Origin of the sequence: Xenorhabdus sp. SGI246, from assembly GCF_040838225.1 — a bacterium.
GTDB classification, from domain to species: Bacteria; Pseudomonadota; Gammaproteobacteria; order Enterobacterales; family Enterobacteriaceae; genus Xenorhabdus; species Xenorhabdus indica.
Window position 1 is genome coordinate 33,686 of the sequence record NZ_JBFPEZ010000014.1, and the last position, 16,006, is coordinate 49,691.

The following is a 16,006-nucleotide window of genomic DNA, read 5'->3' on the forward strand; positions in this document are numbered from 1 at the left end:
ACATGTTAAAGATCACATTTTCTTAAAATCAGCAGGTTAAGTACAGAATGCTGTCTACACTTATTAATCGATTATATCAAAAACATTATTTGTATTAATTTAATTGACCAATGTATGAAATTTATTATATAGCCTGGTAACTACAACCTGGTGCGGTAGCTTTGGGTAAATTTAATAATATGTAATTTAAGTTGCTTGGTTGCTTGAATTTTCTGTATATAGAAAAATTAGTTCTGATGACATATAAAAATGTATTTAACAATAGGAAAATTATATAATATGGTAATTAATAAATGATAAAGAAAAATGTCATTGCCAATTATATTGGTCAATTTTATTTAGCAATATCTGGAATTATTATAGTTCCATTTTATCTCAGCAGACTAGGTTCTGAAGGTTATGGACTTATTGCATTCTTTATAATGTTGCAGAGTTGGATGCAATTGCTTGATATGGGAATATCGACAACCATATCAAGAGAAGCAGCCATATCAAAGAACAGCAGTAATAATGCAATATTTTTTCGGAAAATACAAAGAGTTTGTTTCTATATTTTTTTTGTTATTTCGATTGTAGTATTTCTCTCAGGATATTTTAGTTCTAACTATATAATTCATAATTGGCTAATATCCAACCTATCCTACGATACACTAAACGTGTCTTTAATATCAATTTTTTGTATTATCTCGTTACGTTGGCTATGCGGGCCATGGAAAAGTACATTAGTAGGTTTAGAAAAACAAATACCTTTTAATATTATTAATGTATTTGTGATTACTCTGAAATTTCCAATCTCTATATTAATATTATCATATTTCAATAACTTATTAATAGTTTATTTTATCTATCAAATAATAGTTGCGATTATTGAATATATGTTATTTTATATATTCTCTAGGAACTATACTCCTTACAATAAAACAAAGATAAGGATAGATAAGGAATTTTTATATAATTCAATACCTGTATTTAAATTTTCTCTAGGAATCGCTTTTATATCGGGTGTGTGGGTGTTAATTACTCAGTCAGACAAAATTATATTAAGTCATATATTACAGTTAGACGATTTTGGTTATTATTCTATGGGTGTTTTGTCTGCATCAATTGTAATGATTTTTAGTCAACCAATAATACAAGCTATATTGCCCAGATTGACTGTGTTGTGTACGAATAATAAAAATAAAGAATCAATATCACTATATAAAATTTCAACTAGATCTGTATCCTCAATCATATTTCCCGTATGTATACTCCTTAGTGTTTTTTCAGAGCAGATTATATATATTTGGACTGGAGATATTGAAATATCAAAATTAGTTTCACCTATTCTATCTTGGTATTCGTTAGGAAATGGTTTATTTGCTATTTCTTCTTTTTCATATTATATACAATATGCCCATGGTGATATTAAGTTGCATATTATTGGTAATGTAATTTTTTTAATTATTTTAATGCCAGCTATATACTTTTCTGCTATTTATCATGGCTCATTAGGTGTTGCAAAGGTTTGGTTTTATCAAAATTTAATTTATCTACTTGTATGGACAGGGATTGTCCACAGGAAATTTTTACCTAAAGAACATATTAAGTGGTTATTACATGACATATCTTCATTTATATTTATTCCATTATTGATTTTATTTTTTTATAATAAAATTGTTGAAATACTGCCAAACAGTAGATTAGTGTTTTTTTTATCAATTTTACTTTTAGGAATTTCATGTTTAATAATGAATATCCTTATTTTTAAAAAAATGAATAAGTCACTATTTATTCATAGTGAAATGGATATATCCCCAAATTAGCTTCAGTGATCCATGCTATTTTCCTCATATAATGTTCAGTTTTAACTGGGATTAAAATAGATCGTTTTACAGGTAGCATAGCGTTCAGGTAAGCATTGCTATGAAACTCCTGAGCAGAGCACATAGAGCATTTATGCTTTTACTCTTAAATCTCACTCTAAAAACAAGATTGAATAAGGTATCAAATGAAAATAATCCTTATAGGAACAACAGCAGAATCAATGATTAATTTCAGGGGGACACTAATAAAAAAAATGTCAGAATCTAATCATGAAGTATTTTGTTTTTCTATAGACTATAATAAAAAACAGAAAGGTGAGATCAGAAAACTAGGTGCTATACCTATTGATTATAAATTAAGTCGTTCGGGATTAAACCCTTTTTCGGATATAAATAACACTATAAAGTTATTAAGAATCATTAAGAATATTAAACCAGATATAGTGTTATCTTATTTTTCAAAGCCATCTATATATGGTTCATGGGCTGCCAAATTAGCTAAGACACCTAAAATATTTGCTATGCTAGAAGGGTTAGGATATTGCTTTACTTCACAAAAAGAAGGGAAGGAATGGAAAAAATTTTTTTTAAGAAAAGTACAAATATATCTATTTAAGATAACTTTTCCTAAGATAAATGGATTAATTCTCTTAAATAAAGATGATGAAATAGATTTAATAAAAAGTAATAATATCAGTGTCAAGACTTTTATCTTAGGTGGAATAGGTCTGGATTTAAATGAGTATCCTTATACTCCTCCTAGAAAAAATAAAGGTATATCTTTTATTTTTATTGCTCGACTTTTGAAAGAGAAAGGTATTTTTGAATATATTTCAGCAGCAAAAATAGTAAAAAGAAAACATCCCAAAATCACTTTTAATGTGTTAGGATCAATAGATCCAGAAAATCCAGGAGGAATAAAATCCAAACAGTTAGAGGAATTAAAGAAAACAGGAATAATAAATTACCGTGGTTTTGTAAAAAATGTAAATGAATGGCTGAGTAATAGTGATATTTTTGTATTACCATCTTATAGAGAAGGTTTACCGAGAAGTACTCAGGAGGCCATGGCCACTGGTCGCCCTATAATTACTACTAATGTTCCTGGATGTAAAGAAACTGTTTATGAAGGAAAAAATGGTTTTTTAATTCCCCCATGGTCTGCAGAAGCCTTAGCTGAAAAAATGATTTTTTTCATAGAAAACCCTGATCAAATAGAGAAAATGGGATTGGAAAGTTATTATATTGCTAAAAAAGAATATGATTGCCATAAAATTAACGTTAGTTTAATGAATATATTAGGAATAAAATGAAAATAATATTTATCTACATATAATTTACTAGGGTATGTTGACATTTTATTTGAAAAAATTAAATAGCATGATAATCTAATATCATTTTTTGGTAAAAAAACATTATATTGAATCATTATGTCGAGAACAATGTTATCAGATCCTTTATGGAAATAAGTTGGTGCATATCTTTATTCTACCGCTTGATTAGGGAAAAAGTCTTACTTCTCTAATTTATTGTAACAACTTTTTATATTTAGGTGTTCTAATATAGTGTGGTGATATCAATTTCATCTAGCTCAATGATGGTTAGTGTTATCATGCGGTTGTAATAGAGTGGTTAACTGGTTGTCGATATAGAGATGATCTCTATACTGGATACAGAGTGGGTATTGAGATAACCTAAAATTTTTTTGAATAATTTAAACAGGCTACGTTGTATTTAAAGATTAAATACATCTAAGTTTATTAATAAAGATTGAAAAATATAAGATATGGCAATTTATCTATACATATGGATATTAATAATAATAAAAACTCTTTCCTTTTCAAAAAATAAAAAAAATCTATTTGTTTTTTATATCTTCCTTAGTTTTTTTATAGGATTACGCCAAGAAATAGGAGGAGATTGGTTTAACTATCTTAATATGTACAATAAAATAATTAAATTGCAATTCAAAGAGGCTTTATTTGTGACAGATCCTCTATATGGGACATTGAATTGGGTATCTGGGGTATTTAAATTAGGCGGAATTTATTTTGTTAACTTTATATGTGCATTTATCTTTTGTTCATCAATTTATTTTTTCTCAAAAAACTTTAAAAATATCTGGTTTCCAGTCATAATATTATATCCGTATACAATACTTGCGGTATCAATGGGGTATACTAGACAATCCGTTGCTATTGCATTTGTAGTATTTGCATTTAACTCTTTGTTTAATAATAAGAAAATATATTTTTTATTATTTATATTATTAGGTATGCTTTTCCATAAATCAGCAGCTATTCTATTAATGTTATTACCTTTTATTTATTCGAGAGAATTAAATTTAAAGTTGTTTTTTCTAGTATATTATATAATTTTAACAATAATTTTACTTTTCTTTTTTTATTTGATATTACTTCAGAATAATATATATCTATCTGGAGCCATTCATTCTTCAGGGAGCACTGTACGAGTTCTTATTCATATACTCCCATTAACTATTTATTTAATCTATAGAGAACTATTTAGGAAAAAACAAATAATACCGATAAGAATTCTAGATGTAATGGCAATAATGATAATATTATCATTGATTCTTAGTGTTTTTTTCTCTACTTTAGCTGATAGATTTAGCCTATATTTAATTATTTTTGATATAATTATATTATCTGTTTTTTTAGATTCACTGAAGACTAATCAAAGACTTTTTTTTATATCTATGTTAATTATGATAAATAGCATTGTATTATATTCTTGGTTATTTTATTCTCCTTGGGCTCAGTGTTGTTGGGTGCCTTATAATAATTTGATAATGGCAATTTTATAAGTATCTAGAGGTAAAAATGAAAATAGCTTTAATTATAACAGGGCTTGGTATCGGTGGAGCAGAAAGACAACTCTGTGATCTCGCTGATACTTTTTTAATGAAAAATCAAAAAGTAATAATAATTTCTCTTACAGGTCCTGTAATCATTAAACCAAACTCTGATAAAATATTTATTTATGAAATAGGAATGAGGAAAACACCTTGGGGATTTATGCGAGCATTGTGGGACGTTAGTGGAATAATAAAAAAAGAAAATATAGATATATTACATTCTCACATGTTTCATGCAAATATCTTCTCAAGAAGCTTACGTTTGTTTACAAAAATTCCTAAACTAATTTGCACTGCTCACAGTATAAATGAAGGTGGATCATTTAGAATGTTTATGTATCGTATAACTAATTGGCTCTCAGATATAAATACAAATGTCGGTCAAGATGCCGTAAATTCTTTTATTAAAAAAAAAGCAATGAAAGAAAATCAGATCATCAGTATCTCTAATGGTATTGATACTAATAAATTTATTTATTCAGATGAGTTGAGAGAGAAAATTCGTAGAGAATTAGATATTTATGATAATATAAAATTGTTTTTATCTGTCGGTCGATTGCATGATTCAAAAGACTATCCGAATTTACTATATGCATTCTCAATTCTTTTGAAAAAAAAACCATTATCATATCTAATTATTGTAGGTAATGGTCCTCTAATTGATAAACTAATGGAATTAGCAAATAATCTTAATATAATGAATAACATACGATTCTTAGGAGCTAGAAATGATATTCCAGCTTTAATGAGTTCGTGCGATACATTTGTTTTATCCTCTAAATATGAAGGGCAACCTTTAGTTATTGCTGAAGCTATGGCTTGCCAACGATACGTAGTAGCAACTGATAGTGGTGGAGTGAAATATGTTCTTAATAATTATGGTTCATTAGTGCCAATAGGAAATTCAAAAAAATTAGCAGATGCTATGGAAAAGAGTATAGAAATAGACAGGGATAAAAAACATCAATTAGGATTAGATGCAAGAAAACATATCGAAAATAATTTCTCTATAGAAAATTTATCAATTCAATGGCTAAGGCTGTATAAAAAAACAGAATACATTTGAGTTTTGATATCAATTTATTGGATTAACTTTATATTTGATTATGATCGTCTCCCTAGGAATTGGAAATCATTCAGGAAGCTATAGCAAAAAAGTAGTAAAGCCGTCATTCCATACCCAATTTTTCATTTAAAAAGAGTGCGATCTTGGTGATCCCGGCTGTATACCTGAACTAACGTGATACGTTTTATATCCTCATCTAAAGAAAGTTATACTCACCATCAACATGGAAGCTAATAAAAATAGCTGTACTATTGATAGTGCACATTCTGCAGCAGCAATCACCAGAGACTCTTTAGCTATGACTTTATCATTTCATATTCCTGAGAGTGAAGCTAAATTATTTAATAAAAAATCTATTATTGAATTAAGTAAGTTCAATAATTACCGTTCAGTTTGGATAGGTTCTCAGTTATTGAAAGGATTACATGATTCTAAATATGGGTTTATTGCAAAAAAAAGTCATATAGTTAAACTTACCAATGGTAACGATATGAAAACAGTAGATGTATTGGATCATATAACTCAAAATAGAAAAAACAAGAATTTTATTATAATTCATTTGTCAGGTAGTCATATTCCGTATGAAAATTATAACGATGACGATAAAAGAGAACTTGGAAATGTTCATCCTTATGATCTAACGATACATCATACTGATAATGTAATCGGTAAAATAATTAGGGTGTTGAATAAAAATTTTAGTGGGGATTATGTTCTAATTTATACATCAGACCATGGTGAAGAGATAGATAAAGGGCATGGTTTTTTGACAGGAATCAAGCAGTATGAAGTGCCTTTCATTTCTTATTCGCCAGTCCAATCTAAGGGAATATGTAATTTAGTTCATAAGTATATAAATAAAAATAATAAATTAAGTGGATTAATGAATAAATATATTTTGGCTGAGTTGTTAGGGTATGAACTCGATGAAAAAATAATTTTTAATGAAAAAAATAATGATCGAATATTGCAAGCTGATGGCTCTGTAAAATTATATTTAGATTTAATGGAATAGCTAGATTAAAATACGCAGCAATTTGGTAACTTTATTAATAAGATGTATGAGTAATAATGTATTATAGAAAAATAAAAGAAGACATTCGAAAACTCTCTTTGGAGATATAGAAATATAACAGTTATTTTATTTGTCCACTTTTATTTTTCACAACTGTTGTACTTAATTATATGAATTTATGGAATAAGTTATGAATACAAAACGTCGATATATTTTAATGATTTTTAATTATTGTGTTATGAAGTTTGACCCAAAAATTATTGTATATTTTCGTATCGTAATAGGTGTTTTATTGATTGTGTTGGCTTTTTTCTATTGGCCGCCAACAATATTGTCTGTTATACATTTCATTTTAATAAGTTACACTCTTTTAACCTCAACTGTACTAAAAATAGTCGTTATTGTTGGTATTTTTAGTTTATCTCTTGCAGTAATTTTGCTAGCTGCATTCACCACACATCGCTTACGATGGTGGCTATTTTTATTGATTTCGCTCTCTCTTATGACTAATGCAGTATTTTATCAAGTAACAGGCCATACTATGGGTTATCCAGATTGGTTAACATTGTGGCGAGCAAAAGCTAATATTAATGATGCTTTTTATGAATATTTGGTTGATTTTTTCGAAGCATCATTACGTTTGATACCGTTAGTTTTAGGTTTTGCTCTCATCCCTGAGACACATCGAAGCTTATTTCCTTGGGTTACAAGTTTATTTTTACTTTCTGTTGCTGTTTTTATTACTGTAAATATAGTTAAGCAAGCAGGAGCAACTAATCTATTACCATCCGCAACCAGCTTATATGGTATGATGATTTCTAGTGCTCTTGATAATCAATCTTCGGAGTATATCTATACCACAAATATTCAACCTAACAAGACTCGGCAAGCTGATCATATCATCTTAATTGTCGATGAAAGTATTCGATATGACTTTTTCAAACAAATAGTACTTTCTCGGTTGTCTATGAAGGGTTGGTATGTTTATGATTTCGGTATTGCAACCGCTATGGCAAATTGTAGTGCAGAGAGCAATATTATGTTACGTAAATTCGTGGAAAAAAATACAATTACTCATGATGTGTATAATCATCCATTAATCTGGAGCTTAGCACATAATGCAGGATTTAAAACATGGTTATTAGATGCTCAGCATAATGGGAAAGGACATAATTATTTTGATGTAAAAGAATTATCAATAATTGATTATAAACCGAATATAAGAACAGAACATGATATTAATCTTGTCAATGAATTAAGTACATTACCTACTGATAAACCGAGTTTCACCTATATAATAAAAATAGGCTCTCATTTTCCTTATGAGAATAGATACCCTGCAGATTTTCAGTCTGATTTGTCAATAATGGAACACCCATATATACGTAATAATAAAAAACGTCAACAATATGTTAATGCTATAGATTATCAGACAGGTCAATTCTTTGAACAACTATCTAAGGTAAAATTGCCTGAACGTACAATTATCTTTTATACTTCTGATCATGGACAAAATGTTGGAGATGAACTAGGGAAAACACATTGTAGCTCATCGAGTAGGCCACTAGTGGATGAAGGTATTGTGCCTTTGCTCGTATTGGCAAACTTCGATATTCCTGGAATGAATGAGGGAGTTCAGAATAATTATAATCGTATGTCTCATTTTGATATGATAAAAACAATTATAGATTTTTTAGGTTATGGTTATGTAGAAGATAAATCAATAGGATTATTGCGAACTGATAATTTATCTTTTCAAGAGTTTTTATATGGTAGTGCATTCGGTTACTTTAATAGTCCTATTAAAACAATGCCAGTAAATATTGATGATTATCAGAATCTAGAAAATGCGCGATGGAATATTACCCATTAGTTATATAAACTCAACATAGTCTAAATAACTTTATATTGTTATCAACATGTGATAGAAAATTTGATTGTCGAAATTAAATGTTTATATTGAATAACAATAAAATATAATAAATCCATCTAATGTTTCGCCAGTGTACTGGCACTGGCATTTTCCACTATATGGTTACTTATGTGTAATAAATAAATTTTAAATATAAAATATCAATATACTTTAAATTAATTGGTTTAATATTTTCATTTTTTCCACAATATCCACCAATTTGGATGCGCTTTTTCCCGGCAAATCAGTACACGCGCAAATATATCATCAATTTCTGCGTCGTCACATTCTGCCAGCCCAATAATCACCTCCGAAAAGAAATCAGGATCTAACTCAAAATCCACATGTTCGAGCCATATTTTTGATGGTTCTGATAACTCTGCACCACCACGTTCTTCAAACTGTAAACTAAACAGTAAACTATCCGCAGGATCGAGATTAGCGGCTGCTTGTTCCAGAAATAGGTCGTAGGCTTTTTCCAGTGCTTCATCTTCGGTTATTCGGTTATTGAGGTTTAATTGCAGAGAATGTGGATGTGTTGGTCGATTTTTCATAGTGGTATTGCCTGAACTAAATAAATAACTGAGAGAAATTAAAACATGAATAGCAGTGATTGGATACTGTTAACCTAAAATAATAGCCCCATCAATACTGATGGGGCTATGATGAATACTCATTTATCCGTATTCAGTAGCGCTTTTTGCGCTGCAACTCACAAAAGTGGACTGAAAAAATAACAAAGACGTTCAAGAATGCGGTGCCGGACAGGGCGTTTTAGCCATTCCTCACTATCAAGTAATGTAGAACGGGTAATATAATCCTGCTGGACAAGCATCAAGTCATTGCCAAACAGCCCATCATCAATAATCACTGTGATTTCAAAGTTCAGCCACAAGCTGCGCATATCCAAATTGACAGAGCCAACCATGCTGAGTTGCCCATCCACTAAAACGCTTTTGGTATGTAATAGCCCATCCTCGAATTGATAAATTTTCACGCCTGCTTCTAACAATTCTGTAAAAAATGCCCGGCTTGCCCAACGCACAAGGAATGAATTGTTCTGGCTTGGTATGATAATGCTGACATCAACCCCACGCATAGCGGCAGTACAGATTGCGTGCATTAAATCGTCACTGGGCACAAAGTAGGGCGTAGTAAGGATGAGTTGCTCTCTGGCAGCAAAAATAGCCGTCATTAGAGATTGCTGAATCAATTCATCGGGAAAACCGGGGCCGGAAGCAATGACTTGAGCGGTATGCCCAGATGCCTGTTCAAAAGGCATAATATTACTATTAGGTGGCGGTGGCAGATGGCGTTGACCCGTTTCCATTTCCCAGTCGAAAGCATAGATAATTCCCAATGTTGCGGTGACAGGGCCTTCCATTCTTACCATGATATCGATCCATTGACCAACTCCTGCTTCCTGTTTGAAAAAACGGGGATCTACCATATTCATACTTCCGGTATATGAAATATAGTTATCGATAAGAATAATTTTTCTATGTTGCCGCAAATCCATGCGACGTAAAAACAGACGAAAAATATTAACTTTTAGTGATTCTACAAATTGAATGCCGCTCTTACGCATAATGTCAGAGTAGGGGCTGCGGCAAAATTGCCAGCTTCCTGCTGAATCCACCATTATACGGCATTTGACACCACGCTTAGCTGCGCGCATTAAAGCGCCAGTAACCTGATCAACCAACCCGCCTGCCTGCCATATATAAAATACCATTTCGATACTTTGATCGGCGTTTTCTATGTCATTGATGATGGATTTCAGAGATTCTTCATAAGAAGTCATGAGTTGCATTTGGTTGCCTCTGACTCCTCTTATCTTTTGGCGGCGTTCACATAACCGGAACAGTGGCGCAGCCACTTCACTGTTTTCATTGGCAAAGATATGCTTCGATTTCCTTAGCTCAGAGAGCCAATTAGCCACAGACGAGCGCATCTGTTTTGCTTGTTCCACTCTGCGTTTACCCAGATGTAGTTCGCCAAATGACAGATAAGCAACAACCCCGACTAAAGGAAGGATGTAAATGATAAGCACCCAAGTCATTGCTGATGTCACAGGCCGACGTTTCATCAGGACTCGAATGGTGATACCAGCAATAATCAGCCAGTATAAGAAAAACGCCAGCCAGCTCAGTACAGAATAAATGGTTGTCATAGGTGGCAATCAATCCTGTTTAGGTATTTTAATACTGTTGTTAGTGTAAGTTTCTGGAAATTTAGAAAAACTATCAAGGGAATACAGCCAAGCAGGCAGAAAATAACCAAAATATTGCTAATATACAATCAAATACAGTCTTATATATTATATGATTGGATTCGGCTCAATCAGTTGTTATTTATTTGTTTTATCAAATTATGATGAAACATATTCAATATGAATATGGAGATAAATCTGTGAATAGTTGACATCCTTGATAATGACATTTAAGAATAATGCTGTTACTCATTTGTACTGAGAGAAAATTTAAACAATCAGGGTATCTTATGAAAAAAAGCAGGAATGAAGTAGGAAGATGGCGTCTCCTTCGTCAAAATATCCGCCGTCGCCGTCGTTGGTTAGAAGGTCAGTCACGCCGAAATTCACGCATCTATACATTGCGTAAGATGGATAATTACAAACATCGCAGGTTGATTTTGTTCATACAAAACGCAGAGCTGTAGCTGTTTTAAATATGATATGTGTCTGTGGCATGATGAAGATGTTTTTGGATCTTTATTGAATATGATAGTCATTTGCATTTAAACTAATGGCTATCCTAAAATTGACTATCATGCTGCTAATCAAGAATTTTCTTATGCGTTGGATACATTGGCCAGTACTACTCTCTGTTTGTTTACATATTTCCATTGCTGTGGCGCTTTTTGGCTCCATTAAATCTGGAGAACCGCCGGAAGCTCCTCCGATGTCTGTAGCCATGATCCAGTTGGCGGCGGAAGAGTCTTCTGTTGAAGAACCTGCTATGCCTGAGTCCATTTCTGAACCAGAGCCTGAACCGGAACCTATTGCAAAAATAGCGCTACCTAAACCTAAGCCTGAAAAGAAACCAGAAGAGAAGAAAGTTGTTAAAAAAGAGTCTAAGCCAAAAGAGATAAAGACGGAAAAAACGTCAGAAGAACCTCTGTTAGCAAAAAACTTGAATGATCAGAAACCAACTGATTCTGCTATCAGAGATACCTCTAACGCACAAAAGGGACCAAAGGCGTTGAGCAGGACGGATCCTGTTTATCCATCCAGAGCGCAGCAGTTGGGTACAGAAGGCACTGTACGGGTAAAATATGATATTGATGAAAATGGCCGGGTTAAGAACATCGAAATTATTTCTGCAAATCCTAAAAATGTTTTCGAACGTGAGGTGAAAAAAGCCATGAGAAAATGGCGGTATGAAAAGAAACCAGCAACGGGATATGTAACAACTATTGAATTTAGGTTGTCAGGCGTTTCACTATCGTAACTTCTTATCCGTAATATTCCACATTAATCGCAGGAGATGTAAAATGTCTCCTGCTCTCACATAAAATTATGGATTTTTATATTTAACTTTGTTTTACTGAATTCAAGGAAGAGGAATAAACACTTTTTCATGATAATCTTAAAAAAATTTTAAGGGGCAATAATCATAAGGGATATCTAAGTCAAATTGGAATATTGCTGCGAGTTAATTGAGCTCTTTTCTATTTCAATAAAGCAGATTAATTTATGATTGAAAATATTTTACATGATGCAATTAAGTATGCCAAAAGATTTTTTGGTAACAGAACGACTAATAAATTTTATCCTGATCTCAGTGTATTACCAGAATCTGAACAATCAATATATAAAAGAAGTGCGATTGTCAGTAGGATGGATAGACATAAGAAAATCCGTCTTGAACTCTATAATTTAAAAGATATTGGTCAAAAACATCAGTATTTGTTAAGTAATGAACATAACAATCTGGCTGGAAACTGCCCTGAACTTTGTTTAGCAGCATACATTTATTTAACTAGAGAACGTGCAAAAGATATCTGGGAGTTATATAGCGCAAGTTGGAATTACGAATACCCTAAGTTAACTTGTCCTATTTACATTCAGCAGATTTACACATTGGGTGTATACGATCATGTATTTTTACTGCTGGATCATCCTGACTCGCTGGTTCGTAGGCCAAAGATTGGGACGATATATCACGAATTGCCGGAGGGCTCATGGGTTTGTGATCCATGGGCAGATATTGTTTGTTTAGCAGAAGACTATAATGATAGATGGAAACATAGGATGATGGAATGGAATCATCAGGGAATGTGTTTGTCATTAAAAACATCCGGTTCCTCATCACCTTCCGCGGAAAGTTTCTCTCCTTTAAAAAAATATACATATCTAACGGTTGAGTGCAGTGATAAGCAGGTTTATCGTCTGTCTGCGATATATCGAGATGGTCAAGTAGAAACCTTTAATTGAGTCATTTAAATACGAGATAATGCCTCTATCAATAACATAACAACAAAGGCATTATAAGCATTAAGCTTTATATTTTTTAATTTATCATCACTTATCAGTAATAAAAATGAGTCATAAAAAAGGAGCTCATTCAATGTGCTCCTTTAATTTGTGAGTTACATTTCTAATGAATCGTTACTCTGAATCACTGCTTTCCAGTTTGAAATTTCTTTTCCCTTCCGGTAAAGGACGGGAAGTATTATTTTCATTAACGGCTACGTATGTGAAAACAGCTTCTGTTGCTCGGTAACGTTGCCCAACTGGTTCAGAGGCCACTTTCTTCACCCAAACTTCAATATGAATGGTGATGGATGAATTTCCCGTTTTCAGACAACGGGCATAACAGCAAACGACGTCACCTACCGCAACTGGTTTTAAGAAACTGATCCCATTTACGCTAACAGTAACTACGCGTCCCAGAGCAATTTCTTTTGCCAGAATTGCGCCGCCAATATCCATTTGGGACATCAGCCAGCCACCGAAAATATCCCCATTGGCGTTAGTGTCAGCAGGCATGGCCAGTGTACGGAGAACCAATTCTCCGTTTGGTAAGCATTGTTGTTGTGTCATTAGAAAACTTGCTTTATTTGGTGATTACAACAATACCTGCCAGTAATTCAGCAGGTATCCATATGAAAGTTATTATTATTCTTGTTCGCGAGGCAGATGGCGATAGATATATATCACACTCAACACGGTAAAGACCAGTGTTAATGCTGTTAACCCGAACACTTTAAAGTTTACCCAAATATTTTGAGGTAGCCAGAAAGCAACATAAATATTTGCCAACGCGCAGGCGATAAAGAAGATTGCCCAAGCCATGTTCAGCTTGTTCCAGATAGTATCAGGTAATTTTAATTCTTTACCTAACATCCGTTGGATCAGTGGCTTTTTCATAACCCATTGGCTAATAAGCAGAACTAAGGCAAAAATAGTATAAACGGCAGTTACCTTCCATTTAATGAACAAATCGCTGTGAAAAGCCAATGTTAATGTGCCAAAGATGGCAACCATGACAAATGTAATTAAGGAGGATTTTTCAACTTTGCGATACATCAAATAGGTGATAACAATGGTCAGGCCTGTCGCTGCTATCAATGCTCCTGAAGCATAGAAAATGTCATACATCTTGTAGACGACGAAAAAAACGACTAATGGCAAAAAGTCTAAAAGTTGTTTCATAAATTGGGCTCACTTTAATACCGATGATGGCACGTTCCTGAATTTATGCCAGAGTGTATCAGATCTCAATGAAATGGTTTAAAGAAAAAGGCAGGGAGCGGAGTGATGAGGATTGTGAGTTTTGATTTAACACCGCATTATACAGTGTTTCATTTCACGAAAGGACTGTAATGCTATGTTGTGGAAGAGAGTGTTGTGGAAGAGAATGTTGTGGAAAAGGTTATATCGCGGGATGCCGGGACTGGAGAGTCTTTGTCACTATCGTAAAGAGTATTTCGGCCATGATATGCGAGCTGGTTTGTCGGTTGCTGCTGTTGCTCTGCCTGTTGCGATTGCTTATGCTGAATTAATGGGGATAAGCGCTATCATTGGCTTGTATGCCTGTATTTTACCCATGATTGCTTATGCCTTGTTTGGAACATCCCGTCAGTTGATCGTCGGGCCGGATGCTGCGACATGTGCTGTTATTGCGGCGGCGGTGACGCCGCTGGCGTTAGGGAATGAAGATGTTCGCTGGCAGCTCGCCATCGTGATGACATTGATGACGGGATTTTGGTGCATACTGGCAAGTCATTTTCGTCTGGGAGCATTTGCTGATTTTATCTCCAGACCCATCTTAAAAGGTTTTATTAATGGGGTTGCGATTACTATTATGGTGGATCAGATCGCCAAAGTATTTGGGCTTTCCGGTTTACCACCAGAATTAATTGAACGATTGGTTGCATTACCGCATAAATTGCTGGCATCTCATTGGCCGACTGTCGGGATGTCTGCAATGACGTTATTAATTCTGCTGAGTGTACGTTTTCTGCGACCAGGTTGGCCCGCACCGTTACTGGCGATGATCCTTTCTACTTATGTGAGTTGGCAATTTGAATTGAATCAATATGGTATTCAGATTGTTGGTCATATGGAAGACGGTTTGCCGATTGTCCCAATGCCTGAGTTTGAATTCGGCAGCATACGTGATTTGGTTGTTCCTTCCATCAACCTTGCGGTGATCAGTTTTGTCAGTTTCATGATGACAGCGCGCAGTTTTGCCAGTAAAAATGGTTATCAGGTGGATGCAGATTTAGAATTACGGGCTTTGGGCATCGCCAATATTGCGTCATCGTTATCACAGGGATTTGCCGTCAGTGCCGCCAGCAGCCGTACCGCAGTTAATGATGCTCTTGGTGGGAAAACGCAGATGGTATCGGTTATCTCTGCAATAGCCATATTATTAGTATTATTTTTTATGACTGAATTTCTGTCATATATCCCATTATCATCATTAGGCATTGTCCTGATATTTTCTACATGGTCACTACTTGGGTTAAAGAATATCTGGACATATCGGAAACGTAATCGCCAGGCTTTTATATTATCCATTTTCACATTGATTGCAGTTTTATTAGTCGGTGTAATTGATGGTATTGGTTTTGCAGTATTACTGGGTTTATTGCAATTTTTACGTATTATTTTTCGTCCTTCTGATCAGTTGTTGGGTGTGAATGAGCAAGGTATGATCCGCTCAATCAATCAAGATAATGATATTGAAGCGGTAGATAGCGTGATGATGTATCGTTTTAATTCACCTTTAACTTACTTTAATGTTGGGTATTTTAAGAGACGGATTTTACAGCATGTAAATAGATAGTGTCGTCATGAATA

13 protein-coding genes and 1 pseudogene are annotated in these 16,006 nt (G+C 33.4%); 10 read left to right on the top strand and 4 right to left on the bottom strand.

Annotation, left to right across the window (positions count from 1 at the left end):
• The first annotated feature begins 293 nt into the window (after positions 1-293).
• The 6 genes from ABLA85_RS03795 (at position 294) to ABLA85_RS03820 (ending at position 8,637) form a co-directional block, all read left to right on the top strand.
• Complete coding sequence (locus ABLA85_RS03795) at positions 294-1,805, top strand: lipopolysaccharide biosynthesis protein (RefSeq protein WP_367961518.1); 1,512 nt, start codon at positions 294-296, stop codon at positions 1,803-1,805.
• A gap of 185 nt (positions 1,806-1,990) precedes the next feature.
• Entirely contained in the window at positions 1,991-3,118 is a 1,128-nt protein-coding gene (locus ABLA85_RS03800) for a glycosyltransferase family 4 protein (RefSeq protein WP_367961520.1), read from the top strand.
• 473 nt (positions 3,119-3,591) lie between these two features.
• Entirely contained in the window at positions 3,592-4,632 is a 1,041-nt protein-coding gene (locus tag ABLA85_RS03805) for an EpsG family protein (RefSeq protein WP_367961522.1), read from the top strand.
• Between the two features lie 16 nt (positions 4,633-4,648).
• Complete coding sequence (locus ABLA85_RS03810; RefSeq protein WP_367961524.1) at positions 4,649-5,749, top strand: glycosyltransferase; 1,101 nt, start codon at positions 4,649-4,651, stop codon at positions 5,747-5,749.
• A gap of 223 nt (positions 5,750-5,972) precedes the next feature.
• Positions 5,973-6,764 (top strand): sulfatase-like hydrolase/transferase, encoded by a 792-nt coding sequence (locus tag ABLA85_RS03815; RefSeq protein ID WP_367961526.1) that lies wholly within the window; start codon positions 5,973-5,975, stop codon positions 6,762-6,764.
• A gap of 190 nt (positions 6,765-6,954) precedes the next feature.
• A complete protein-coding gene (locus ABLA85_RS03820; RefSeq protein WP_367961528.1) occupies positions 6,955-8,637 on the top strand; it encodes a sulfatase-like hydrolase/transferase in 1,683 nt (560 codons plus the stop codon).
• 233 nt (positions 8,638-8,870) lie between these two features.
• Here the strand turns inward: ABLA85_RS03820 and ABLA85_RS03825 are convergent, their stop codons facing one another.
• Together ABLA85_RS03825 and cls are read right to left on the bottom strand one after the other, a co-directional pair.
• Positions 8,871-9,230, bottom strand: coding sequence for an HI1450 family dsDNA-mimic protein (locus ABLA85_RS03825; RefSeq protein WP_367961531.1), 360 nt, complete (start codon positions 9,228-9,230; stop codon positions 8,871-8,873).
• 158 nt (positions 9,231-9,388) lie between these two features.
• On the bottom strand, positions 9,389-10,849 hold the full coding sequence (gene cls / locus ABLA85_RS03830) for a cardiolipin synthase (protein WP_367961534.1): 1,461 nt from the start codon (positions 10,847-10,849) through the stop codon (positions 9,389-9,391).
• 329 nt (positions 10,850-11,178) lie between these two features.
• Between cls and ABLA85_RS03835 the strand changes: the two genes are divergently transcribed.
• The 3 genes from ABLA85_RS03835 (at position 11,179) to ABLA85_RS03845 (ending at position 13,132) form a co-directional block, all read left to right on the top strand.
• Positions 11,179-11,355, top strand: a complete 177-nt coding sequence (locus tag ABLA85_RS03835) for a YciY family protein (protein WP_367961535.1) — start codon at positions 11,179-11,181, stop codon at positions 11,353-11,355.
• A gap of 110 nt (positions 11,356-11,465) precedes the next feature.
• Positions 11,466-12,146, top strand: coding sequence for a TonB system transport protein TonB (tonB, locus tag ABLA85_RS03840; protein ID WP_367961541.1), 681 nt, complete (start codon positions 11,466-11,468; stop codon positions 12,144-12,146).
• Between the two features lie 245 nt (positions 12,147-12,391).
• On the top strand, positions 12,392-13,132 hold the full coding sequence (locus ABLA85_RS03845) for a hypothetical protein (RefSeq protein WP_367961536.1): 741 nt from the start codon (positions 12,392-12,394) through the stop codon (positions 13,130-13,132).
• A gap of 174 nt (positions 13,133-13,306) precedes the next feature.
• On the opposite strand, the gene yciA is transcribed toward ABLA85_RS03845, so the two are convergent.
• Both yciA and ABLA85_RS03855 read right to left on the bottom strand, forming a co-directional pair.
• On the bottom strand, positions 13,307-13,741 hold the full coding sequence (yciA, locus tag ABLA85_RS03850; RefSeq protein WP_038270132.1) for an acyl-CoA thioester hydrolase YciA: 435 nt from the start codon (positions 13,739-13,741) through the stop codon (positions 13,307-13,309).
• A gap of 75 nt (positions 13,742-13,816) precedes the next feature.
• A complete protein-coding gene (locus ABLA85_RS03855; protein WP_367961539.1) occupies positions 13,817-14,353 on the bottom strand; it encodes a septation protein A in 537 nt (178 codons plus the stop codon).
• 205 nt (positions 14,354-14,558) lie between these two features.
• Between ABLA85_RS03855 and ABLA85_RS03860 the strand changes: the two are divergent.
• Positions 14,559-15,986, top strand: a pseudogene (locus ABLA85_RS03860) (SulP family inorganic anion transporter); the annotation flags it as partial.
• Between the last annotated feature and the right edge of the window lie 20 nt (positions 15,987-16,006).

Bases quoted from the DNA above. Each gene is read 5' to 3' on its own strand.
- ABLA85_RS03795 (WP_367961518.1), top strand. From the start codon at position 294: ATGATAAAGAAAAATGTCATTGCCAATTATATTGGTCAATTTTATTTA.
- ABLA85_RS03800 (WP_367961520.1), top strand. From the start codon at position 1,991: ATGAAAATAATCCTTATAGGAACAACAGCAGAATCAATGATTAATTTC.
- ABLA85_RS03805 (WP_367961522.1), top strand. From the start codon at position 3,592: ATGGCAATTTATCTATACATATGGATATTAATAATAATAAAAACTCTT.
- ABLA85_RS03810 (WP_367961524.1), top strand. From the start codon at position 4,649: ATGAAAATAGCTTTAATTATAACAGGGCTTGGTATCGGTGGAGCAGAA.
- ABLA85_RS03815 (WP_367961526.1), top strand. From the start codon at position 5,973: ATGGAAGCTAATAAAAATAGCTGTACTATTGATAGTGCACATTCTGCA.
- ABLA85_RS03820 (WP_367961528.1), top strand. From the start codon at position 6,955: ATGAATACAAAACGTCGATATATTTTAATGATTTTTAATTATTGTGTT.
- ABLA85_RS03825 (WP_367961531.1), bottom strand. From the start codon at position 9,230: ATGAAAAATCGACCAACACATCCACATTCTCTGCAATTAAACCTCAAT.
- cls (WP_367961534.1), bottom strand. From the start codon at position 10,849: ATGACAACCATTTATTCTGTACTGAGCTGGCTGGCGTTTTTCTTATAC.
- ABLA85_RS03835 (WP_367961535.1), top strand. From the start codon at position 11,179: ATGAAAAAAAGCAGGAATGAAGTAGGAAGATGGCGTCTCCTTCGTCAA.
- tonB (WP_367961541.1), top strand. From the start codon at position 11,466: ATGCTGCTAATCAAGAATTTTCTTATGCGTTGGATACATTGGCCAGTA.
- ABLA85_RS03845 (WP_367961536.1), top strand. From the start codon at position 12,392: ATGATTGAAAATATTTTACATGATGCAATTAAGTATGCCAAAAGATTT.
- yciA (WP_038270132.1), bottom strand. From the start codon at position 13,741: ATGACACAACAACAATGCTTACCAAACGGAGAATTGGTTCTCCGTACA.
- ABLA85_RS03855 (WP_367961539.1), bottom strand. From the start codon at position 14,353: ATGAAACAACTTTTAGACTTTTTGCCATTAGTCGTTTTTTTCGTCGTC.